This window comes from Rhodococcus phenolicus (genome assembly GCF_001646785.1).
Classification (GTDB): domain Bacteria; phylum Actinomycetota; class Actinomycetes; order Mycobacteriales; family Mycobacteriaceae; genus Rhodococcus; species Rhodococcus phenolicus.
This window is the reverse complement of the sequence record NZ_LRRH01000127.1, coordinates 22,412-44,416: the sequence shown is the minus strand read 5'-3', so window position 1 is coordinate 44,416 and position 22,005 is coordinate 22,412. Positions and strand designations below refer to the sequence as shown.

19 protein-coding genes are annotated in these 22,005 nt (G+C 64.9%); 12 read left to right on the top strand and 7 right to left on the bottom strand.

The window, feature by feature from the left end:
* Window positions 1-92 precede the first annotated feature (92 nt).
* From A8G15_RS26515 to A8G15_RS26505, 3 genes are read right to left on the bottom strand one after another with little or no spacing between them, the layout of a single operon-like run.
* On the bottom strand, window positions 93-1,046 hold the full coding sequence (locus tag A8G15_RS26515) for an ABC transporter permease (RefSeq protein WP_245688013.1): 954 nt from the start codon (window positions 1,044-1,046) through the stop codon (window positions 93-95).
* Entirely contained in the window at window positions 1,043-1,990 is a 948-nt protein-coding gene (locus A8G15_RS26510) for an ABC transporter permease (RefSeq protein WP_082900180.1), read from the bottom strand. Before A8G15_RS26510 ends, A8G15_RS26515 begins: the two co-directional genes overlap by 4 nt.
* Complete coding sequence (locus tag A8G15_RS26505) at window positions 1,987-3,537, bottom strand: ABC transporter substrate-binding protein (protein WP_068166023.1); 1,551 nt, start codon at window positions 3,535-3,537, stop codon at window positions 1,987-1,989. Before A8G15_RS26505 ends, A8G15_RS26510 begins: the two co-directional genes overlap by 4 nt.
* Before the next feature lie 199 nt (window positions 3,538-3,736).
* On the opposite strand from A8G15_RS26505, the gene A8G15_RS26500 reads away from it, so the two are divergent.
* Together A8G15_RS26500 and A8G15_RS26495 are read left to right on the top strand one after the other, a co-directional pair.
* A complete protein-coding gene (locus A8G15_RS26500; RefSeq protein ID WP_068166022.1) occupies window positions 3,737-4,516 on the top strand; it encodes an SDR family NAD(P)-dependent oxidoreductase in 780 nt (259 codons plus the stop codon).
* Window positions 4,517-4,660: 144 nt separating this feature from the next.
* A complete protein-coding gene (locus A8G15_RS26495; protein ID WP_068166052.1) occupies window positions 4,661-5,476 on the top strand; it encodes an SDR family NAD(P)-dependent oxidoreductase in 816 nt (271 codons plus the stop codon).
* Between the two features lie 188 nt (window positions 5,477-5,664).
* Here the strand turns inward: A8G15_RS26495 and A8G15_RS26490 are convergent, their stop codons facing one another.
* Window positions 5,665-7,212 (bottom strand): ABC transporter substrate-binding protein, encoded by a 1,548-nt coding sequence (locus tag A8G15_RS26490; RefSeq protein ID WP_068166021.1) that lies wholly within the window; start codon window positions 7,210-7,212, stop codon window positions 5,665-5,667.
* Between the two features lie 264 nt (window positions 7,213-7,476).
* On the opposite strand from A8G15_RS26490, the gene A8G15_RS26485 reads away from it, so the two are divergent.
* Window positions 7,477-8,520: a hypothetical protein gene (locus A8G15_RS26485; RefSeq protein WP_068166020.1), complete on the top strand. Its 1,044-nt coding sequence runs from the start codon at window positions 7,477-7,479 to the stop codon at window positions 8,518-8,520.
* Between the two features lie 94 nt (window positions 8,521-8,614).
* Here A8G15_RS26485 and A8G15_RS26480 read toward each other — a convergent pair whose 3' ends face one another.
* The 3 genes from A8G15_RS26480 to A8G15_RS26470 all read right to left on the bottom strand — a co-directional run bounded on the left by A8G15_RS26480 (window position 8,615) and on the right by A8G15_RS26470 (window position 10,772).
* Window positions 8,615-9,406, bottom strand: a complete 792-nt coding sequence (locus A8G15_RS26480) for an SDR family NAD(P)-dependent oxidoreductase (protein ID WP_156665576.1) — start codon at window positions 9,404-9,406, stop codon at window positions 8,615-8,617.
* Window positions 9,403-9,819, bottom strand: coding sequence for a VOC family protein (locus A8G15_RS26475; RefSeq protein WP_068166019.1), 417 nt, complete (start codon window positions 9,817-9,819; stop codon window positions 9,403-9,405). The genes A8G15_RS26480 and A8G15_RS26475 overlap by 4 nt, the downstream gene beginning before the upstream one ends.
* A gap of 146 nt (window positions 9,820-9,965) precedes the next feature.
* Complete coding sequence (locus tag A8G15_RS26470) at window positions 9,966-10,772, bottom strand: SDR family NAD(P)-dependent oxidoreductase (RefSeq protein WP_068166018.1); 807 nt, start codon at window positions 10,770-10,772, stop codon at window positions 9,966-9,968.
* A 398-nt stretch (window positions 10,773-11,170) separates the two neighbouring features.
* Here A8G15_RS26470 and A8G15_RS26465 point away from each other — a divergent pair, with 398 nt between their 5' ends.
* The 9 genes from A8G15_RS26465 (at window position 11,171) to A8G15_RS26425 (ending at window position 21,920) form a co-directional block, all read left to right on the top strand.
* Window positions 11,171-12,412 (top strand): ABC transporter substrate-binding protein, encoded by a 1,242-nt coding sequence (locus A8G15_RS26465; protein ID WP_068166017.1) that lies wholly within the window; start codon window positions 11,171-11,173, stop codon window positions 12,410-12,412.
* 33 nt (window positions 12,413-12,445) lie between these two features.
* Window positions 12,446-15,244: a branched-chain amino acid ABC transporter permease/ATP-binding protein gene (locus tag A8G15_RS26460; RefSeq protein ID WP_068166016.1), complete on the top strand. Its 2,799-nt coding sequence runs from the start codon at window positions 12,446-12,448 to the stop codon at window positions 15,242-15,244.
* Window positions 15,241-15,996 carry an ABC transporter ATP-binding protein gene (locus A8G15_RS26455; protein ID WP_068166015.1) on the top strand — a complete coding sequence of 252 codons (756 nt, stop codon included), beginning with the start codon at window positions 15,241-15,243 and terminating at the stop codon, window positions 15,994-15,996. The genes A8G15_RS26460 and A8G15_RS26455 overlap by 4 nt, the downstream gene beginning before the upstream one ends.
* Window positions 15,997-16,118: 122 nt before the next feature.
* Complete coding sequence (locus A8G15_RS26450; protein ID WP_068166014.1) at window positions 16,119-16,910, top strand: SDR family NAD(P)-dependent oxidoreductase; 792 nt, start codon at window positions 16,119-16,121, stop codon at window positions 16,908-16,910.
* Between the two features lie 213 nt (window positions 16,911-17,123).
* Window positions 17,124-18,071, top strand: a complete 948-nt coding sequence (locus A8G15_RS26445) for an SMP-30/gluconolactonase/LRE family protein (RefSeq protein WP_068166013.1) — start codon at window positions 17,124-17,126, stop codon at window positions 18,069-18,071.
* A gap of 35 nt (window positions 18,072-18,106) precedes the next feature.
* Window positions 18,107-19,015 (top strand): SDR family NAD(P)-dependent oxidoreductase, encoded by a 909-nt coding sequence (locus A8G15_RS26440; RefSeq protein WP_068166012.1) that lies wholly within the window; start codon window positions 18,107-18,109, stop codon window positions 19,013-19,015.
* Between the two features lie 42 nt (window positions 19,016-19,057).
* Window positions 19,058-20,308 carry a cytochrome P450 gene (locus A8G15_RS26435; protein ID WP_068166011.1) on the top strand — a complete coding sequence of 417 codons (1,251 nt, stop codon included), beginning with the start codon at window positions 19,058-19,060 and terminating at the stop codon, window positions 20,306-20,308.
* Between the two features lie 9 nt (window positions 20,309-20,317).
* Window positions 20,318-20,638 (top strand): 2Fe-2S iron-sulfur cluster-binding protein, encoded by a 321-nt coding sequence (locus A8G15_RS26430; protein ID WP_068166010.1) that lies wholly within the window; start codon window positions 20,318-20,320, stop codon window positions 20,636-20,638.
* A 1-nt stretch (window position 20,639) separates the two neighbouring features.
* On the top strand, window positions 20,640-21,920 hold the full coding sequence (locus A8G15_RS26425; protein WP_068166009.1) for an NAD(P)/FAD-dependent oxidoreductase: 1,281 nt from the start codon (window positions 20,640-20,642) through the stop codon (window positions 21,918-21,920).
* Window positions 21,921-22,005: the final 85 nt, after the last annotated feature.

Here is a 22,005-nt window from a genome sequence, read left to right as displayed (position 1 = left end):
CCGCAGGTCGGTCACCGACAACGTCGGGAGTTTCGTATCCTGCGGCCGCTGTAGTACTTCCGGCACAGTACCGGTGTCCTTTCCGTTGACGATCACAGCGACGACTCCCGCCCCACACGTCCGCGTGCCCAGTCGCCGACCCGATTGAGAGAGAAGACCGTGAGGAAGAAGAACATGCCCGGGACGAGCACCAGAGCAGGGTTCTCGTAGAGACTTTCGCGTCCGGCGGCGATCATCCCACCCCAGCTCGGTGCCGGCGGCGGAACGCCGAGACCGAGGAAGCTCAGCGAGCCCTCGGCGACGACGAGTGTCGCCGCGACCACAGTGGCGAACGAGACGACCGGCAGAAGCGCGTTGGGCAGGATCTCGCGCCACAGGATGCGCGTGCTGGTCGAACCCATGGACTTTGCCGCGACGACGAATTCACGTTCCGCATAGGCGATCGTATTGGCGCGGGCGATGCGCGCGAATGTCGGTGCTCCGACCACGCCGAGACCGATCGCGAGTGTCACGGCACTGGGCTCGCGAAGTGCGACGAGGGCGATGAGAAGAATGAGAGGGGGGAAGGCGAGCACTGTATTCGTGGACAGGTCGAACACCACGTCGAATGTGCGGCGGAAGTAACCGGCGACGAGACCTGCGGCAGTGCCGGTCACCATGGCGAACAGGGTTGCGCCGATTGCCACCGCCAGTGACACCCGGGCGCCGTACAGTGCGCGACTGAGCTGGTCGCGGCCGAGTTGATCGGTGCCGAGGATATGGTCGGGATTCTGGAACGGGGGTAGCGAATACAGGTCGCCTATCGCGTCCGGGGCAGGCAGTGGCAGCAAGTCCACGAAGACCGCCGCCAGCACGATCAGCACCAGCCAGCACCCGCCGAGGACGGCGCCGACATCGCGTCGACGCCGACGGCGCCGCCCGGCCGGCTTCGCTGCTGCCGGAGAGGGAGTGAACTCGTCCACGGGCGGCCGCTCGCCCATGGGACCCGGATCGGAAGCCGGGTCCACTTCGACGACCGACGTGGGTTTGTCCAGGCTACGGCTCATGAAGTCCTCACTCTCGGGTCCAGGAGCGGATAGGTCAGGTCGACAAGAGCATTGAGCAGTACGTAGGCGACGGCCACCACCAGCACGATGCCCTGGACCAGGACGAAATCCCTACCGGTGATGGCGGTGATCACCAACGTGCCGAGCCCCGGGAGGGAGAACAGAGTCTCGACGATCACCGTCCCTCCGATCAATCGACCGAGCGACACACCCATCACGGTGAGAAGGGAGAATGCGGAAGGGCGCAGAGCGTGTACCAGCAGGATTCGTGGGGTGGGCAGTCCACGAGCGCGGGCGGACAGGACGAAGTCCTGTTGCAGGGTGGCGACCATGTCGTTGCGGAGAAGTCTGATGAACCCGACCGTCTCGACGGCGGCGAGGGTCACGACCGGGAGCACCAGGCCGCGGACATGCGGCACGAAGCCCTCCGACAGTGGTGTCCAGCCGGTGACGGGAAGTGCGGACAGCGTCACCGCGAAGACGAAGACGAGCAATACGCCGAGAAGGAAACTCGGAATCGACAGGGTGATCGAGCACAGGAACGTTGCGACACGATCGACGACGCCGCCGGGGCGATATCCCGAGTACACCCCGATGGGGATGGCGATGAGCAGCGCGAGGACGATGGACAAGGTGGCCAGTTCGATTGTGACTGGCAGACGTTCGAGGATCGACTCGGCCACCGGGACCTGTGACTGCATCGACCGTCCGAGATCGCCGTGCAGGGCGCCCCCGAGCCATCCGAAGAACCGCTCCACAGGAGATCCGTCCAGACCGAATCTCTCCTCGGCAGCAGCGCGCATCTCCGGAGTTGCCCCCTCCGGCAGGACCGAGGCGAGCCGATCGCCGGGGATCGTTTCGAGCAGGAGGAATGTAGTCACGCTGACGAGAGCGAGAACTGCGACGAGCTTCGCGATCTGTCGTGCTGCGGCTCTGTACATCATTGCTGCACCCACGCCAGTTCGGGCCGGAACCAGTACTGGTAGGCAACTTCGATGCCGTGGACATTCGCCGGGCTGATCAGATCGGTCCGGGCGTGTCGCCAGAAGCGGTACGCATTGGTCGCGACCAGTTCGTTGACGGCGGTCTTGTATGCATTCGCCACCGTCTCCGGATCACTGGAGGTGTGGGTGAGATCGAGGGCCTCGTCGACCTTCGGGTTCGAATAGCCCGAGTTGTTGGACGAACCTCCGGTCCGGAAGACCTTGTAGAGGTTGTCGGGGTGCGCGCCACCGAGCCCACTGACGATGAGGTCGTAGTCACCCGAGGTCATCGCCGCAGCGAACGCGCCTCCTTCGAGCGGTGTGATGCGCACTCGCAGACCGTCGACTCGCTGCAGTTGTGCCTGGATCAGTTCGGCGGTCTGGTTCAGTACAGGGCTGCCGGCTGTGAGTACGTAGGTGAGTTCGATGTCGCCGCTGCCGGTACGAGCACGATATTCGTCGATGAGTCGCTGTGCTCCCTCGACGTCCGGCTCCGGCCACGCCGATCCCGGATCGTAGAGCGGACTGTCCTCGGGGGTGAAGCCGGACGCTGCGGATTCGCCGGGGTAGACGGCGTTCATGATCTGTTGGTTGTCGGTCAGCTTCGCAATCGCGGTGCGCACGCCGGGATCGGCGAGGGCACCACGGTGACTGAGCCGTACTCCGGTTCCGCCGAGTAGTGCGGCCCGCGTGACATTCATGCCCGCGCTCTCGGCTCGGTCCGCATACTTGTGCACGGTCACCGCCATGACGTCGACCTCGCCCGCCTGCAGTGCGTTGAAGCGCTGGTCGTCGGCGGGAATCGTCCTGATCACCAGCCGGTCGACATAGGGCCGGGGCTGGTCCCAGTAGGTCGGGTTGCGGTCGAGTGTCATCTCCGTGCCGCGGGCCCAGGAGGTCAGTGTGAACGGTCCGGCCCCCACAGGGTTGTTGCCGAAGTCCGCTCCCTTTTCGCGGATCGCGGTGGGGGAGGCAATGTAGGCGAGGGCTTCCGTCAGGCCGAAGTCCAACCGGTAGTTGACCTCGTCGGAGGTGATGCGGAGTGTTGCCGGATCGACGACCTCCCAGGCGATATTGCCGGCAACCGACGCGCTGGGAGACAGGAGGGCGGGATCCAGAATTCGATCCCAGTTGAACGCGACGGCGGCGGCGTCGAACGGGGTGCCGTCGGTGAATGTCAGACCGGGACGCAGCTTCAACGTCCAGACCTTGCCGTCCTCGGTCGTGAAGGACTCGGCCATCCCCGGCTGGATCTCACCGGTCTCGGTGTCGTAGTAGAGCAGCGCACCGTACACCGCCTGGCAGGGGGCCACACCGATGCCGATCGCGCAGGTGGCCGGATCCACCGACTGTGCTTCTGTGTTGTACGAGTAAACGAGTGTTCCGCCGCGCACCGGATCACCACCGGACGCGCCGGATGACGCCGGCTCGCCGCCGCAGGCGGACAGGAACAAGGTGACGGCGGTACCGAGACCGGCAGCTGCCATCAGACGGGGACGGATCTTCACAGCACTCTCCTCGACGAAGCCGGGTGAACGGGCACGCTTCGAATTGGGACCAAAGACGGCGAGTGCATTAGGTCACACGTCACAGCGGCCGCTGAACCGGATGTTCCACTGAGCGGGTGGTCGGGTGGTCCGGGCGACACCTCGGATATTCGGATGGGATGAAACGATTTTCGGCTTCGCGTGCACGGAGGTGGATTGCATGGCAGTCAGGTTCGGCCTGGAGGGCAGGGTTGCACTCGTGACCGGAGGGGGCCAGAACACAGGACTCGGTATCGGAAGTACCCTTGCGGCGTACGGCGCCGCTGTGGTCGTCAACGATGTGATGTCCGAGCGCGCCGAAGCCGGTGCCGCGGCGATCCGCGAAGAGGGCGGCTCTGCAATCGCGATGCCGTTCGACATCACCGACTACGACGCGGTCCTCTCCGGCGTGCGGGCGGCGGAGCAAGAAGTGGGCCCGATCGATATCCTCGTCAACAACGCGGGCCTGCCGATCGGTGGGCAGATGCTGCCGTTCCTCGACTCGAAGCCTGCAGCATGGCGCCCGTACATCGACATCAACATCTTCGGTTCGCTCAACATGATGCACGTGGTCCTCCCGGGGATGGTGGAGCGCGGCTGGGGCCGCATTGTGCAGATCTCCTCAGGATCGGGTTCGGTGGCGAGCCGTGGTCTCGGCGGATCGATGTACGGGGCCGGCAAGGCGGGAATCGAGGGAGCGGTGCGGCACATCGCCACGGAGGTCGGACCGCGTGGCGTCACCGTCAACACCCTTGCCCTGGGGCTGATGGAGAAATTGCGCGAGACGATCGCAGCCGGTGATTCTCCGGTGATCGATGCAATCTGGCAAGGAAACGTCATGGGGCACTTGGGTACCGGCGAGGACGTCGGCGCCGCATGCCTGTGGCTGTGCTCGGCTGCGGGGGAATTCGTCACGGGGCAGACCATCCACCTCAACGGCGGGTCCTTCCCGGGACGTTGACCTCCCGCTCAGTACGAATTGTCGAGGAGGAAGATGAAGGAACTGCATGGCCGCGTCGCCGTCGTCACCGGCGGTGCGAACGGAATCGGCCCGGACTCTTCCGAACACCTACGGAACAACCGATCTCATATCAGGAGAAAATTGGTGAGAAACCTAGAAGGACGTGTCGCGGTCGTGACCGGTGGCGCGAACGGCATCGGCTACGGCCTCGCCACCCGCTTCCTCCAGGAGGGCATGAAGGTCGTCATTGCCGACCTGGACGCGGCAGATCTCGAGTCGGCCGCCGGCCGACTCGGTGCACTCGGTGAGGTCCTTCCCGTTCGGACCGACGTCGCCGACCCCGACTCGGTCCGGGCGCTCGCCGACGCCACCGTGGAGAACTTTGGTGCGGTCCACGTTCTCTGCAACAACGCCGGCGTGGGCGGAATGCAGCGCTTCGCGACCACCTCCCTCGCCACGTGGGAATGGACGCTCGGGGTCAACCTGTGGGGAGTTGTCAACGGTTGCAACATCTTCCTTCCTCTCCTGGCCGCTCAGGACGAGGCGTACATCGTGAACACCGCTTCGATGGCGGGTTTCACGACCACAGCACCGCTTCACCCGTACATCGCCTCGAAAGCGGCTGTCGTCGCGTTGTCGGAGAGCATGGCGCACGAGTTCGCAACGGAGTATCCGCACGTCGGTGTCGCCGTGCTGTGCCCGGCGTACACGTCCACCTCGATTCGAAACGACGAGCGGAACGCGCCGGCCGGGCACGTCCCGCGGGCGCAGGCAGATCCGCAACTCGAGGAGTTGCGGGACAAGGTGAACAGCGACATCGACCAGGGCGTCTCACCTGCGTACGTTGCCGACCTCGTGGTCGCCGCCATGGCAGCCCGTAAGACCCACATCTTCCCCTCGCCCGACTGGTTCGACAGATGGCAGGACCGGGTCGACCGGGTGCGCAAACAGCTCGACTGACGGCACCTCGACCGCGGGGTGCTCCGGAGCGTGGCCGATTCCCGCAGGCAGGCGGGCCCGACCCCCGGATCGTCGCCGAGTTCGGCGACGATCCGGGAGACAACGGGACGCCGAGGCCTGCGCGGACGGCGACGCCACCGGATCGCATCACTCGGCACATCGGCTTGCCGAGCGAGGGAGGGCGGTCGCTACCCGATCCACGCGAGGTCCGGCCGGAACCAGTACTGGTACGCGGGCCGAACGTCGTGAACATCGTCGGGGCTGAGGAGACTGACCTCGGCGTGTCGCCAGAACCGGTATGTGGACGCCGCCACAATCCTCTCGATCGCGGACCGGTAGGCGTCGTCGACCACCACCGGATCACCGGAGGCACGGCTGAGATCCAGTGCCTCGTCGACGGCGGGATCCGAGAGCCCGGCCCCGTTGGACGCACCCTCGGTGTGGAAGACCTTGTACAGATTGTCGGGATGTGCACCGCCCACGGAGGCGATGATGAGGTCGTAGTTGCCGGAGTTCAGCGCAGCGGCATAGGCGCTACCGTCGAGTGGCTCGATGTCCAGCTTCAGTCCGTTCACCTGTTGCAACTGGGCCTGGAGCAGCTCGCCGACCTGGGTCAGCACGGGGCTTCCCGCGGAAATATTCAGTCTCAGTTCGACATCCGCGCCGCCGTTGCGTGCCCGGTATCCGTCGACGAGGGCCTGTGCACCGGAGACGTCTCGCGCAGGCCACGAAGCCCCGGCGCTGTGGAGCGGGCTGTTCTCGGGGGTGAAGCCCGTCGCGACCGCCTCGCCGGGATACACCGCATTCATGATCTGCTCGTTGTCGACGAGTTTGTCGATGGCCGTCCGCAGTTCGTGATCGGCGAGCTTGCCGCGGCTGCTCATCCGGAAGCCCGTTCCGCCGAGCATTTCGGCTGTGACGACGTTCATTCCTGCGCTCTCGGCGCGGTCGGCGTACTTCTCCAATGTAACTGCCATGACATCCAGCTCGCCGGCCTGCAAGGCGTTGAATCGCTGATCGTCCGCAGGGATCGTCTTGATCACCAGCCGGTCGACGTAGGGTCGTGGCTGGTCCCAGTAGCCCGGATTGCGATCGAGGGTCATCTCGGTGCCGCGAGCCCACGACGTGAGCGTGAACGGCCCGGCGCCGACCGGGCTGCTGCCGTAATCCGCGCCCTTGCCGGTGATGGCGGCCGGTGACCCGATGAACGCGAGGTCCTCGGTCAGCGCGAGCGGGAGCTGATAGTTGACCTCCTCCGAAACGAGCCGGAGTGTCCGAGGATCGACGACCTCCCACCGGAGGGTTCGTGCCACGGCCGCGCCCCGGGAGAGCTGTGCGGGATCCAGTATGCGATTCCAGTTGAATGCAACGGCTTCGGCATCGAACGGCGTTCCGTCGGTGAAGGTCAGATTCGGCCGCAGTGACAACGTCCAGGTCTTGCCGTCCTCGGTCGTGAAGGACTCGGCCATGCCCGGTTCGAACTCGCGGGTTTCCAGGTTGTAGTACATCAGCGCGCCGTAGATCGCCTGGCACGGGTGCATTCCAACGCCGATGGCGCACGTGGCGGGGTCCACCGATTGTGCCTCGGTGTTGAAAGCGAACGTCAGGCTGCCACCGCGTTGGGGCTCACCGGAAGAGGTGTCGGCGGGGGCGGTCGATCCGGAGCAGGAACTCAACAAGGTGGCCACGGCAGCGCCTGCACCGATGATCGCAGCAATGCGTGGGGATATCTTCACAAGGTTCTCCTCGACTTCGGCAGAGAGTCGGCGTGCTTCGAGTGAGCGCCGGGTCCGTCTGATTAGGACACGACGATCCACCCGCCCGAACCCTGTGTTCCACACAACGGGTCGTTCGACGTTGCCGCCCCTGAATCTTCTGCCGTCGGTGCAGGTCTCCCGCCTGATGGGATCTGCTCTCGGCGAGGGCATTCGAACGCACATACCGTGACGGGAGCCACTGAGTTCGCCGCGGAGTATCCACTGCGTAGAGAGGAAGCGTCAATGACGACCATCGAACGACATCCGATGATCCCCATTGCACCACCGGTTTTGATCGAGGACTTCTACACGCCGGAGGAAATCGATACGATCTTCTCGGTGATTCGCGCGAAGGGTCCGTGGCGGTTGATTCTCGCCCACCATTTCTCGTCGACGGAGGAATACCTGGCGATTTCGGGCGGTAAGGACCGGAAACCGGACGCAAAGCTGTCAGACTTCGTCGCACCGGTGTTCCGGGGATTCCTGGCCAACGACGGCGTCGTCTTCCATCCCGAGTTGCACGACATCTACTTCGGCCGCAAGCTCCTCGACACCGCGCGCTCCCTTCACGGCGCCAAATACGGTATGGCACACGACCTCCTGTTCAACCTGTGCGGCCCCTCGCACAGTTTCGATGCCGGGCACTTCGACACCGGGAGATTCCGTGGAATGGGCCTGTTCAACACGCCGATCTGGCTTCTGGCGATCATGACGAAGTCGGGTCTCTTCGACGAGTGGGAAGTCAAGACCGCGCAGGTGCTCACCTACTTCGCGCGATCCGACGTCGACGGTGGTTTCACCTATTGGCCTCAAGGACCGGACAAGGCTCCCGAGCGGCTGACAGCGCCGTTCTGGAACACCACATTCCTGACCGACAATTCTCGGATGTATCACCGGCGGGAAGCCAACGGCAGGAGGGATCAGCGGGACTACCCCGAGCTGGACATCACGTCCGAACTCCATGCCGTGGACGGGGGTGAATGGTCGATCCGTAATGGTGACAAGGAGATCCGACGCTTCGGCGAGGACGATTTGCGCATGCTCGTGCACTACACCGCATTGCTGTTCGACGACGTCGCCGACGTCCGGCGCTTCCAGGACCATACCGACGATCTCGACCCGGACAAGGTCTTCGGGATGTTGATCGACGACATGCGCTCCAAGGGTGCCACCGTCGAGGTACCCGGCGATGCGATGAACGACACCGCGTTCATCGCGCAGCTGACCGACTTCTACGCCATGGCGCCCCGCGAGTACCCGGCGGAGGCACCGCTGGACGTACGGTGAATCGTGTCCGACAGCGGAAGGCCCCACCCCGAGAATGGGGTGGGGCCGACGCATCGAAGGCGCATCGGCCGTGCCGATTCGGAGCGTGAAGAGATCAGCGTGCAGGAAGGAAGGGACGCATCCGTATTCCGCCGTCGATGCGAATCGTCTCGGCGTTGAGGTAGGGGTTGCCGAGACATGCCAGCGACAGTTCTGCCACTTCCTCCACGCTGCCCAGCCGTCGAGGAAACAGTACGTCCTCTGCGAGCAGTGCCTTGTACGCGGCCGAAGTACCGGGATCGCCGTAGATGGGTGTGTCGATGAACCCGGGGGCGATCGTGTTGACGCGTATGCCGTAGTCCGCGAGGTCGCGGGCCAGCGGAAGGGTCATGCCCGCCAGTGCCGCTTTTGCGGCCGAGTAGGCGACCTGACCTGCCTGCCCGTCGAACGCCTCGACGCTCGAGACCAGGAGAACGGCGCCGCGCTCGTCCGCTGGGTCCGGATCCTGCCCAGCCATCGCCGCGGCGGCTCGTCGCACGAGGTCGAAGCTTCCGAACAGATTGATCCGGAGCACACGCTCGAACGCGTCCGGGTCGTGAATACGCTGTTCGCCGGGAGTTCCCGCCAACGTACGTTCCGTGTGGCCGATACCGGCGGAGGCCACCACTCGACGAAGCGGGCCACACGTGACCGCGGTGTCGACGAGTTCGGTGACCTGCTCGGGGATGCTCACATCGCAGACAACGAAGGTTCCCCCCAGCTCACGGGCGACGGCTCTGCCTTCGTCCACGCGCACGTCACCGATGACGACGTGGGCGCCCAGGCCGGCGAGACCGCGCGCGATTGCGGCGCCGATACCGGATGCTCCACCGCTGACGATTGCGGTCGTATCCGCCAACGAGATCATGCACCAGCGCCTTCCGTGGTCCGCAGGTTCTGGGTTACCTCGATCAGGTGCCCCTCGGGGTCTTTCACGAACGCGACCGCGAAGCCGATGTCGGGCATCTGCTCGATCGGTGTGTCGATTGTCCCTCCGGACTCTCGGACTGCACGCACGGTGGCCTGAACGTCCGGCACATTGAATCCGAGGACGGCCTCTCCCGGCACCGGGGTGGGACGCTCGACGTAGCGCCAGACGATCAGGGACGAATCGTCGTTGCGCCCGCTCGTGAGGATGATCTCTTCGACCGCGCTCTCGCCCTCGCCGATGGTGAGCCGATTTTTCTCGGTCATGTCGAAGGCCGCGCAGTAGAAGGCGGCCTGGGCCTCGATGTCGTCGACAAAGATCTTGGTGAATGCGAAGCGCGTGTCACCGTTCATCGGATCCTCCGGGTGTGGGGTGGGTCCACCGTCCCCCGGACGGTGGTGGATGCATACCCCGATTGGACCGGCCGCCGATCGATGCGGCGACGGCGGATTCCACTGAGCGGTCGGTCGATTCCGGCTGCCGGCCCACTCGGCGGCACTCACATATGTGATCCGCCGTCGATGCGCACCTCGGTTCCCGTGATGAAGTAGGCGTCCGGAGAACCGAGCATCGCAACCACCGCAGCCACCGAATCCGGACCGGCGAACATCGCTCCGTCGGCCAGCGGTAGAGATGGCGAGATCTTGGTGAAAAGTGTGTAGTCGGCGTCCGCGGGCAAGCCCGGTCCGACGCTCCGGCGTGCCTCGCCGGTACCGTCGGTCATTCCAGAGGAGATGGAGCCCGGTTGCACCGCATTGAACCGGATGCCCTGCTTGCTGAACTCCATCGCCAGCGAGTGGGTCATTGCCTGGATTCCGCCTTTGGATGCGGCATAGGCGGACATGTACGGGTGAGCGAACATCGCCGACGTCGAGCTGAAATTGACCACGGCGGGACTCGCTCCCGCCCGCAATGCCGGGATCGATTCTCTGGTCACCAGGAAGGTGCCGACGAGGTTGACCCGCAGCACATGCTCGAAAGCCGCGAGCGTCGTCTCCTCGAAATGGGCCGATCGCAACACACCCGCGGCATTCACCAATGTATCGAGACCGCCCAGGTGACGGACAGCCTCGGCTGTCCCGCCGCGCACGGAATCCTCGTCACCGACATCCACCACGGTCGTGCTCAGGCGATGCTCGGCATCGTGTGCCTTGGACAGTGTGTCGCGTAATCCCGCTTCGCTGACATCCGCTGCCACGACACTGCCCCCTTCCGCGAGGATCCGTAACACGGTTTCCTGGCCGATACCGGATCCGCCGCCGGTGACCAGCACGCGACGGCCCTCATAGCGTCGAAGCTGTCTCATTTCCGTTGGCTCACTTTCTCGACGATGTGTTCGCCGATGGGACGCGGAAACCCTCCGGCCGCAAGGGTGACGCCCGGACTCCTCGGGATGGACCCGAGTCTCCCACTGAGCGGGCCACTGAATCGAGATTCCCGTTGCACCTCTCCCGCGCGGTCGAATGGGAGCCACACCGACATATCACCGCCCGGTCTGCGGGTCTCGGGAAGTTGCCGCCGCTGTACTGCGCGGATCGGTTTTGCAACGGGCGTCCCGTTCAACGGGAGGCTCCCGTCCACGGCGCTCTTTCGTGTACGCATAATTCACCGCCAAATCAGAAGTGACTTGGATCACTCAATCCGGAAACTGTGTCCGGCACCTCGTCGAGTCGGGCATTGCCATCGTCTGAAGGAGTCCACGTTATGAACTCGAGCGGTCGAAATCGACAGTTCCGGACTGTCGCCGGGACCAGCGCACTGTTGCTCGCCGCGATGTTCGGCACCGCTGCATGCGCCGGAGACCAATCGCCGGAGGGCGCAGCAGAAGTCGCGTCCACATCCGCGTTGCCGAGCAACCCTGCCGGCGGAGAGCCGGTGAAGATCGGTTTCGTCTCGACCGAGGGCGGGGCAGCGGTGTCACTACCGGAAATGCGGGAGGGAGCCGAAGCCGCGGTCGAGTACCTCAACAACAACGGCGGCGGGCTCGCCGGCCGACCGGTCGATCTCGTCGTCTGCAAGCAGCAGGAGGAGCCGACCTCCGCGACGGCCTGCGCGAATCAGTTCGTCGAGCAGAAGGTCGCCGCCGTCCTGTCGCCGGGAACGTCGCAGGGACCGGCCATCGTTCCGATCGTCATCGGCGCCGGAATCCCGTACGTCACCCTCAACGGTGTCGCGCCGATCGAACTGACCTCGCCCGAGGTCGCATCCCTCTCCGCAGGGCTGCCCGGGACTCTGACAGCGGCCGCCACCGCGGCCAAGCAGGAGGGAATGGCGAAGTTCACCATGTTCGCCAGCGACGGCGGCGGAATCGCGGCCATGATCGACCAGATGGGCAAGCCGATCTTTCAAGGATTCGGTGTCGAGCTCGAAGTCGTGCCCATGCCTCTCGGCGTCCCGGACCCCACGCCCGTCGTCACGGCCGGATTGACGAGCAACCCCGATGGCGTGAGCTTCATCGGCGATGCCGCCACATGCACGTCTGTGCTGAAAGCGGTACAGACGACCGCGCCGACGGTGAAGAAGGTTCTGATTCCGACCTGTCTCGACGAGAACGTCGTCAAGGCGATCGGTATCGACAACGTCGAGGGCAACATCGGTATCACCGCGACGGATGCGTTGTCCGAGCGACCCGACACAGTGTTGTACAGGTCGATTCTCGCCGAGTACGCCCCCGACCTGTCGCCGACCGGGTACGGCTCGACCGGCTATCAGACGGTGATGGCTCTCGCTGCCGCCACGACCGGCATTTCGGGTGAGGTGGATGCCGCGTCGATCCAGCAGGCGCTGCGCACCGCCGCGAACGTCGAAATGCCTGCGGGCGGCGGAATCACGTTCACCTGCAACGGGACCGCATTCTCGATGATGCCGTCGATCTGTTCCTCGCAGATGCTGATCGGTGAGATCAACGATCAGGGCATCCCCGAGAACCTCACCGTCACGGGCTGACGGTCCGGCCGGAAAACCTCACAAGGAAGCAATATGACCGACCATCTCGCCTATCTCGTGCTGGGCCTCGGCAACGGTGCCGTGTACGCCGCCATCGGACTGGCGCTCGTGATGACATTCAAGAGTTCCGGTGTCGTCAATTTCGCCACCGGTGCGGTGGCCCTCTACACCGCCTATACGTACGCGTTGTTGCGCACGGGTGAGCTGATGGTCCCGATTCCGGGGCTCCCCAGAACGGTCGATCTCGGTGGACCGCTCGGGGTTGCCCCGGCCATGGCCGTGTCGCTCGTGGTCGCGGCACTACTCGGTGTGATCTTCTATGCGCTGATCTTCCGGCCGCTTCGTCATGCGCCGGTCATCGCCAAAGCTGTCGCGTCCATCGGCCTGATGATCGTGCTCCAGGCTTTGATCGCTCTGCGTGTCGGAACGGAAATCGTCGCGGTGGAACCGATCTTCGCTCTCGACAGCATCGCGATCGGCTCCCGGCAGGCGCCGACCGACCGAATCTGGCTGGCCGTCACCATCATTGTGATTGCGCTGGCCGCCACCCTGGTGTTCCGCTTCACCCGCTTCGGGATCGCGACGGAGGCTGCCGCCGAGTCGGAGAAAGGTGCCTATCTCACCGGGCTGTCGCCGGACCGGATCGCGTTCAGCAACTGGGCGCTGTCGTCCGTGGTCGCCGGACTCGGAGGCATTCTCATCGCGCCGATCGTGGCACTGAATCCCATTGCGTACTCGATGTTCATCGTCCCTGCACTCGCCGCCACCCTCGTCGGCAATTTCCGCTCGATCTGGCTGACCGTCGTCGCCGGCATCGTGATCGGGTCGCTGCAGGCCGAGACCACGAATCTGCAGGCGAACTTCGACTGGTTCCCGCGTGCGGGCATGGCCGAAGCCATTCCGTTGTTGTTGATTCTGGTGTTTCTGGTGTTCAAGGGGCGGCCGCTGCCCGACCGCGGCAGCATCGTCCGACAGCGGCTGGGTCGTGCCCCGCGTCCCGAGCGGATCCTTGCGCCCGGTCTCCTCGCGATCGCAGTGGTCGTTGTGGGCCTACTGGTGACCAGCGGCAGTTACCGTGCCGCGATCGTCAGCAGCATCATCTTCGCCGTGATCGCTCTCTCCCAGGTGGTCGTCACCGGCTATACCGGGCAGGTCTCTCTGGCGCAGCTCACGCTGGCCGGAGTGGGCGCCTACTCGATCAGCGTGCTCAACACGCATCTCGGGATCCCGTTTCCGTTCGCTCCGCTCATCGGCGCGCTGTTCGCAATGGTGATCGGTGTCGTGATCGGGCTGCCGGCACTCCGTGTGCGAGGGCTGCCCCTCACAGTGGTCACGCTCGCGCTGGCAGTGTTCCTGGAGGCCTTCTGGTTCCGTAATCCGCAACTCAACGGCGGTGTCGCCGGTGCCCCGGTGGACGTACCGAGAATATTCGGCGTCGATCTGGGAATCGGTGCAGGAGAAGCCTATCCGAGGCTCGCTTTTGCTCTGATGTGCCTGGGTGTGCTCGTGGCTGCTGCCCTCGGCGTCGCATGGCTGCGGCGAAGCCGCCTCGGAACGGACATGCTGGCGGTCCGGGCGAACGAGCGGTCGGCCGCGGCATCGGGAATCAACGTTCCACGTACGAAACTGGCAGCCTTCGCGATCGGCGCGTTCCTTGCCGGCCTCGCCGGTTCGCTGATGGCCTATCAGCAGACGTTGGCGACACCGGAACCGTTCACCGTGTTCCTGGGAATCACCCTGTTCGCGATCATGTACATCGCGGGCATCACGTCCATCACGGGCGCCGTCCTGGCCGGGATCATCGCACCCGGCGGGTTGCTGTACCTGCTTGTCGACCGCTTCCTGAACATCGGCGAGTACTACGCGGTGATCAGTGGCATTCTGCTGATAGTCACGATCATGGTCAATCCCGACGGGATCGCGGGCAAACTCCCCCGAATCCCTTGGCCCGCCGCCCGGAAGATTGCGGTGAGCACCGGGAACGAGGAGCGTCGCACCGAGCCGGCGACTGCGCGGACACCGCTGTCCCCGACAGGCGACGTGCTCCTGTCGGTGCAGGGGGTCAGCGTGAAATACGGTGCGGTCCAAGCAGCATCGGATGTCACCTTCGACGTCCGACGTGGCGAGATCGTCGGACTGATCGGACCGAACGGCGCGGGCAAAACCACGGTCATCGACGCGATCACCGGTTTCGCGGCGGCGACCGGAACAGTCGTCCTGGACGGTGCCGACGTCAGCAGTCTACGACCGTACCGGCTCAGCAGAAGTGGTCTCGGCCGCAGTTTCCAGGACGTCGAACTGTACGACGATCTGTCGGTCGCCGAAAATGTGACGGTGGGTGCGGCGCGAGGTGACGAGTCCTCCACGCCGGCAGTCGCGGAGCGAGTGCGTGCGGTCCTCGAAACCGTGGGGCTCGGCGACGTCGCAGATGCCGAGGTATCGACCCTGTCGCAGGGCAGACGCCAGCTGGTGTCGGTGGCCCGCGTGCTGGTCGCTTCTCCGAAGGTGGCCCTGCTCGACGAACCGGCCGCGGGCCTGGACAGTGCGGAGAGCCGCTGGCTCGGCGAGCGTCTTCGTGCCGCCCGCGACGCAGGGACGTCGATTCTGCTCGTCGACCACGACATGGAACTGGTTCTGACCATCTGCGATCGAGTCGTCGTTCTCGATCTCGGCAGGGTCGTGGCCTGCGGCACTCCGGAGGAGGTCCGGGCAGACGAGCGAGTGATCAGTGCCTACCTGGGTCTCCCGGTCGATCAGGCGGATCTCGAGCACGACGCGATCCCCGAACTCGCGGCCGCTCCCAAACATGATGCACAGGAGGCGCTCTCGTGAGCAGACTGACGATTCGGAACCTCTCGACGGGTTATCTCCAGCAGCGGCCCTGCGTCCGAGATGTGGAGTTGGAGGTGGAGAAAGGGACGATCACCTGTCTTCTGGGGCCCAACGGCGCGGGCAAGACCACGTTGCTGCTCTCCCTCGCGGGCCTGCTTCCCCGGTTCGACGGCGAAGTTCTCGTGGACGGCTCGGCGGTGACCGCCGGCCGTCCACGTGACGCGGTGCGGTCCGGAATGGTGCTCGTTCCCGACGACCGGGCGCTCTTTCGCGAGTTGACCACGACCAACAATCTGCGTCTTGCAGTGCGTGAGCGTCGTCGTCGATCCGGCGCCGTCGACGAGGTACTCGAGTACTTTCCGGCGCTCGACAAGAGGCTCGGTGTCGCCGCGGGACGTCTTTCCGGCGGCGAGCAGCAGATGCTCGCCATCGGCCGGGCGATCCTCCAGCGGCCGAAGGTGCTGCTGATCGACGAATTGAGCATGGGGCTGGCCCCGGTGATCGTCGACGAGATCCTGACGGTCTTGCGGCGTCTGGCGAAGGAACGGGAGATGTCCGTCGTCCTGGTCGAGCAGCACGTGCGCCTCGCGCTCGATGTTGCCGACGAAGCCGTCGTGCTGGTGCACGGCTCGGTGGCTCTGGCGGAGTCGGCATCGTCCCTCAGGTCCGATCCGGTGCGGATCGAACACGCCTATCTGGGTTCTGCGCAGGAGCACAGCGCGACGAAGGACACGCACGTCGTGAGCTCGTGATCCCGGAGGAGCGCATTCGGTCTCCCGCTCTGCGGTCGGGAGCTGCCTTCCGGCGCAGTTCGTCCGGTAGACGGTGAGTGTGCGGTGCCGCAACACGCGTCACCCCCAGGAGAAAGGACCGTATGAGACTGGACGGAAAGGTCGTCGTCGTCACCGGAGCCGGCAACGGTATCGGACGACAGACAGCTCTGACGCTGCTCGAACGGGGCGCGCGCGTAGCGCTCGTCGACCTGAAGGAGGACTGGTTGCACGAGACCCGCGAGCTTGCCGGCGACCGGGCCGCGCGTGTCTCGCTCCACGTCGCCGACGTCACGGATTCGACCGTCGTCGGTGCGTTGCCCGCGGCAGTCACCGCCGAGCACGGGCAGATCGACGGACTGATCAACGTCGCAGGCGTGATCCACAGATTCGTACCGGTCCTCGATCTCGAACGAAGCGAGATCGAGCGGGTCGTGCAGGTCAATCTGTGGGGCGTCATGAACATGTGTCTGACGTTCGTACCCGAACTGAAGAAGCGCCCGGAGGCCGGGCTGGTGAACATCTCGAGCCTGTCCGGGTTGCTCCCGTTCGCGGGACAGACGATCTACAGCACGACCAAAGGGGCGGTCAAGCAGTTCAGCGAGGGGCTCTACCAGGAACTCGCCGATAGCAATGTGTCCGTCACCACGGTGTTTCCCGGCAATATCAGCACCAACCTGAGCGGCAACTCCGGCGTCGCGATGATCGATGCGGGCGGCAGAAAGGTGAGGGCAACCACGCCCGAACGCACAGCCGAACTGATCGTCTCCGGCATGGAGAAAGGCAGTTTCCGTGTCCTTGTCGGCCAGGACGCCAACCTGCTCGATCGCCTCGTCCGCCTTGCGCCTCGTTGGGCGACGAATCTGGTCGCCAAGCAGATGAGGAGCGTGCTCTGAACACCGCGGACGAGCACATCCGCACATGCCCACAACCGTCGCGAGGAAGCTGACCGCTCAGCGGGATGCCCCCGTCCACGGCATTTTTCGAAACATATGGTCCCACATGACAGTTGTTGTGACATTGTTCACGGCTTCCTGAGCCGTAGTCACGCTTCGCATTACCGCACCGCAGGACACCTGCGCCCGGTCTCCCTCACTGGAAGGCTCGACATGACCAACGTAGTTGCCGACACCGCTGCCGCCGTCGCCGAAGCGGGCGCGCGCGTCGTCGAACCCCGCAAGATCGCGACCGGCTTCTCGTGGCCGGAGTGCCCGCGCTGGCACAACGACACGTTCTGGTTCTCCGACATGTACACCGCAACGTTGAAGACCCTCGATGCCGAAGGAAACGCGACGGTCGTGGTGGACGCCTCGGGGCGTCGTGCGGGCACCGACGTGCCGATCGTTCTCGGCGGCTTCGGGTGGCTTCCGGACGGACGGCTCATCGTCACCTCCATGCACGAGAAGCTCGTCCTCGTGCACGGCGGGAACGGCCCTGAGGACCTCGAAGTCCTCGCCGACGTTTCCGGCTTCGCACAGGCCGCGATCAACGACATGGTTGTCGATGCAGACGGACGTGCCTACGTGACCCAGCTCGGATTCGATCTCTTCGCAGGGCAGGATCCGGTGCCGTCTCCTCTCATCGTCGTCGAACCCGACGGTACCGCCTCCACGGCAGACGAGGTCGGGCCTCTGCTGTGCGCCAACGGTATTGCTATCAGCGCAGACGGAACGAAGGTCTTCACCGCCGAAGTGATGGCCCAGAAGATCACGGTCATCGACCGTGCGGCAGACGGCACGTTGTCCAACCCCCGTGCCTTCGCCACCTGCCCGTTCCTGCCCGACGGGATCGGACTCGACGAGGACGGCGGTGTGTGGGCGGCAATGCCGGGCAGCGGCTATGTCGCCCGCTTCACCGAGAACGGGATGACCGACGCGATCCCGCTTCCCCTGGAGAACGGCGTTGCCTCGGCGTGCCTGCTCGGCGGACCCGACCGCTCGACGCTTTGCATGACTGTCGGTGTCGAGGTGTTCGACTTCGAGAAGTCGGCCCGGGAGGCGCTGGGCAGCATCTGGGTTGCCGACGTCTCCGCGCGGGGCGGCGCAACCCGTCCCTGACAGCCCACTGCTCCCATCACATTCGAGGACAATTCATGACAACACTGGACTTCTCCGACCGCGTGGTCGTCATCACCGGTGCAGGCCGCGGCATCGGCCGGGCACACGCCGAGCTGCTCGCTTCCCGCGGTGCCGCTGTGGTCGTCGGTGATCTCGGCGCCACCATCGACGGCTCCGGCGTCGAAGAGGGCGACCCCGCCCGCGAGGTCGCCGAAGCGATCACTGCGGCCGGTGGACGCGCCGTGCCGTGCAACGCCGACATCACGACCGAGGAGGGAGCCCACGCCCTCGTCGACATCGCACTGTCGGAGTTCGGGCAGCTGGACGCGGTGATCAACAACGCCGGCATCGTCCGCACTGCGCGATTCGACGAGGTTCCCTACGAGGAGTACCAGCGTCACCTGGACGTCCACTACTTCGGCCCGCTGCGCCTGTGCCGTGCGGCGTGGCCGCATCTGATCAAGTCGCCGGCCGGTCGCGTGGTGAACACCATTTCACAAGCGATGCTGGGTAATCCGGACATGTCGCACTACGGCGGTTCGAAGGGTGCTCTGTTCGGGCTCACCCGTAACCTCGCGGTCGAGGGTCTGGCCTCGGGTGTGTTGGTCAACGCCCTCGCACCGGGTGCGGGTACCCGCATGGCGGAGGCCTCTGCGGATTCCCTTTCCCCGGAGGTGATGGAGTACATGCGCACCCAGCTGCGGCCCGAGCACGTCGCACCGGTTGCGGCCTACCTCGTCCATCCGGCCTGCACCGTCACCGGCGAAGTGTTCAACGTTGCGGGAGGTATCGTCAACCGCCTCGCCCTCGTCAACACGGCCGGAATCCACGACCCGGCCCTGACGGTCGACACCGTTGCCGACCGGTTCGACGAGATCATGGCGATCAGCGCCGACGCCATCCCTCAGGTCGTCGCCCCGGCCGAGGTTCCCGCCTCGTCCTGAGCAGAATCCTGACGACAACGGTTCAGCCCCAGGAGAATTGCAGTGAGCTCAACGGAAACTTCCACGGACACCGCCGACCAGGCAGTCGACACCTCCTATCCTTTTGCCGCCGTCCCGGCGAACGAAGCCGTCCAGAGGTATATCGCGATCGCGGCCGATCGGCCCATGACCAAGATGACGATGCCGATCGGCGGTGACGTCTGGGTCATCCATCGGAATGCCGCAGCACGTGAGATGCTCAGTGATCCCCGATTCGTGCGCGAGCCCTTCCGGACGGGTGCACGGCCGGTACCCTACTTCGTCGAGTTCCCGGACTTCCTGAAGTCGACGATCCAGTTCGAGGATCCGCCGCACCACACCAAACTTCGGAAACTCGTGCAGAAGTCGATTTCCCCGAAGCGCGTGCGCGCGATGCGCGAATCTGCCGTCGAATTCGCCAACCATCTGATCGACGAAATGGTGGCGAAGGGCACGTCGGCGAATCTGGTGAGCGACTACGCCGTGGCGTTGCCGATCCAGATGCTGTCGAACCTGATCGGCGTTCCCCCGGAGGACCGTCCGAAGTTCCAGAAGTGGAGCGCGGCAACACTCGCTGTGGCGAACATGCCCGAGGAGGAGGTCGTGCAGAACATGACCGAACTCTTCATGTACCTGATGGCACTGATCGAGGATCGCCGCAAGAATCCTCGCGAAGACCTCCTCAGCGATCTCGCGAACGCTCCCGACAAGGACGATTCGCTCACCGACGGCGAAATCCTGCCCATCGCGATGATTCTCATCGTGGCAGGCTTCGACAACACTGCGAACTTCATCTGTTCCGGCGTCCTGTCTCTCCTGCGGAACCCCGAGCAACTGGCGGTTCTCCTCGAGGACGTCGACGCAGTAGCGCCCACCGCCGTCGAGGAGATCCTGCGCAACGGCCGCATGGCCATCTACGACACCGTCGCGGGAGGTGGCGGGCTGGTTCCGTTCGTGGCCACCGAGGACGTAGAGATCGACGGCCAGCTCATCGCCGAAGGTGAAGCGGTGCTGGTGGACCCGGCTGCCGTCAATCACGACGGGATCGCAGTTCAGGACGCCGGGACCTTCGATGTTCGCCGAAAGGACAACCCGCACCTGACTCTGAGCTACGGACTGCATCACTGCCTCGGCGCTCCGTTGGCCAGGATGGAGATGCAGGTTGCGATCACGGAGTTGTTCAAACGTCTCCCGGGTCTCGCACTGGCGGGTGAGGCCGTCGTGGACAACGACAACCTCACCCTTCCCATCGTCGATCTCCCCGTCACCTGGTAGGGATTCGACATGCCCAAGGTCTTCTATGTGGAGCCCGACGGAACCGAGCGCGTGATCGACGGGCGGGCTGGTGATTCCGTCATGTCGACGGCCGTCCGCAACGGTGTCGCCGGGATCGTCGGACAGTGCGGCGGTTCGCTGTCGTGCGCTACCTGCCATGTGTACCTCGCGGAGGAGGATCGGCATCATTTCGAGCCTCCTTCGGAGGACGAGGACGACATGCTGGACTGCACTGCCAGTGACCGCGAGGATTCGTCGCGACTGTCGTGCCAGTTGCTTCTCCGGGACGGAGTGGATCTGCACGTGACGATTCCGGATGAGCAGGCCTGAGATGACCAGGCACGCAACAGGCACCGGCACGCTGCCACACAGCGTGGCGGTCGTCGGTGCCTCGCACGCAGCAGTGCACTTGGCCGACCGGCTCAGGCACGGGGGATACGTGGGCCCGCTGACACTCGTCAGCAGCGAAGTGCATCTGCCCTATCAGAGGCCTCCGCTGTCGAAGGCATGGCTGAAGGGCGAGGCGGCGTCGGACTCGTTCGTGTTGCGTGCCGCGGATCATTACCCGGGAAACGACATCGAGGTGTTGCTCGGTACGACCGTCCGCAGGGTCGGCCGTGAGGACGACGGGATCGTCCTGAGCCTCGATCACACCGACGGTTCCACCGGAACACGCAGATTCGATCGCCTCGTCCTCGCCACCGGTGCCCGGGCGCGTCGACTGGACATTCCGGGTGCCGACCATCGGGATGTGCTTGTGCTGCGCGAACTCGACCATGCACACCGGCTGGCGGAACGTGTCGCAGCCGGACCGGTCGTGGTCATCGGGGGCGGCTTCGTCGGACTCGAGGTCGCTGCCACACTCCGTGGTCTGGGCGTCGAGGTCACGGTGGTCGAGGCAGGTTCACAACTGATGGGTCGTGCTGTCGGGGCCGGAACGGCCGAGTTCCTGCTCGCAGCACACCGGGAAATGGGTGTCCGGGTCCTCCTCGACGTGAAACCCGTCGAGATCGCCGTCGACGGCGACGGAGTTCGTGCGGTCCGTCTCGCCGACGGTCGCGACATCGCTGCGGCGACGGTGCTCGTCGGTGTCGGTGCGGAACCCCGTACCGAGCTCGCTGAGCAACTCGGACTGACCTGTGACCGGGGCGTCGTGGTGGACGAGCGGTGCACGACTTCGGACGGACGCATCCTCGCCATCGGCGACTGCACCGTTCAGGAGATGCACGGAGGCGCTCGGATACGTCTCGAATCCGTCGACAACGCGACCGAGCAGGCCAACGTAGCGGCCGCTGTGTTGCTCGGTTGCGAGGCGCCCGAACGGCCCACGCCGTGGTTCTGGTCCGACCAGGGACCGTGGAAGCTGCAGATCGTCGGAACGGCCGGTGGGCACACGGACGTGATCGTCCGAACCGATCCCGACAAGCCACAGCGCCGCGTCAGCCTTTATTTCGAGGACGACCGGCTGGTCGCCGCGGAATGTGTCAATGCGCCCGCCGATTTCGTGGCATTGCGCTCGGCGCTCGCTCGTGGGCAGCGGATCTCGCAAGACGATCTGGCGGACAGTTCGATTCCCCTGAAGAAGCTGCTGGGGTCGGTCCGTTCAGCGTGAAATGGCGATGAGCCGGCAGGATGAAGTCCTGCCGGCTCATCGCTCTCGTGTCGTCGGTCCCGGAGCGATGTGGTTCGAGGGGTCC

Bases quoted from the DNA above. Each gene is read 5' to 3' on its own strand.
- A8G15_RS26425 (WP_068166009.1), top strand. From the start codon at position 20,640: ATGACCAGGCACGCAACAGGCACCGGCACGCTGCCACACAGCGTGGCG.
- A8G15_RS26430 (WP_068166010.1), top strand. From the start codon at position 20,318: ATGCCCAAGGTCTTCTATGTGGAGCCCGACGGAACCGAGCGCGTGATC.
- A8G15_RS26475 (WP_068166019.1), bottom strand. From the start codon at position 9,819: ATGAACGGTGACACGCGCTTCGCATTCACCAAGATCTTTGTCGACGAC.
- A8G15_RS26470 (WP_068166018.1), bottom strand. From the start codon at position 10,772: ATGAGACAGCTTCGACGCTATGAGGGCCGTCGCGTGCTGGTCACCGGC.
- A8G15_RS26465 (WP_068166017.1), top strand. From the start codon at position 11,171: ATGAACTCGAGCGGTCGAAATCGACAGTTCCGGACTGTCGCCGGGACC.
- A8G15_RS26460 (WP_068166016.1), top strand. From the start codon at position 12,446: ATGACCGACCATCTCGCCTATCTCGTGCTGGGCCTCGGCAACGGTGCC.
- A8G15_RS26515 (WP_245688013.1), bottom strand. From the start codon at position 1,046: ATGAGCCGTAGCCTGGACAAACCCACGTCGGTCGTCGAAGTGGACCCG.
- A8G15_RS26445 (WP_068166013.1), top strand. From the start codon at position 17,124: ATGACCAACGTAGTTGCCGACACCGCTGCCGCCGTCGCCGAAGCGGGC.
- A8G15_RS26485 (WP_068166020.1), top strand. From the start codon at position 7,477: ATGACGACCATCGAACGACATCCGATGATCCCCATTGCACCACCGGTT.
- A8G15_RS26450 (WP_068166014.1), top strand. From the start codon at position 16,119: ATGAGACTGGACGGAAAGGTCGTCGTCGTCACCGGAGCCGGCAACGGT.
- A8G15_RS26440 (WP_068166012.1), top strand. From the start codon at position 18,107: ATGACAACACTGGACTTCTCCGACCGCGTGGTCGTCATCACCGGTGCA.
- A8G15_RS26500 (WP_068166022.1), top strand. From the start codon at position 3,737: ATGGCAGTCAGGTTCGGCCTGGAGGGCAGGGTTGCACTCGTGACCGGA.
- A8G15_RS26480 (WP_156665576.1), bottom strand. From the start codon at position 9,406: ATGATCTCGTTGGCGGATACGACCGCAATCGTCAGCGGTGGAGCATCC.
- A8G15_RS26510 (WP_082900180.1), bottom strand. From the start codon at position 1,990: ATGATGTACAGAGCCGCAGCACGACAGATCGCGAAGCTCGTCGCAGTT.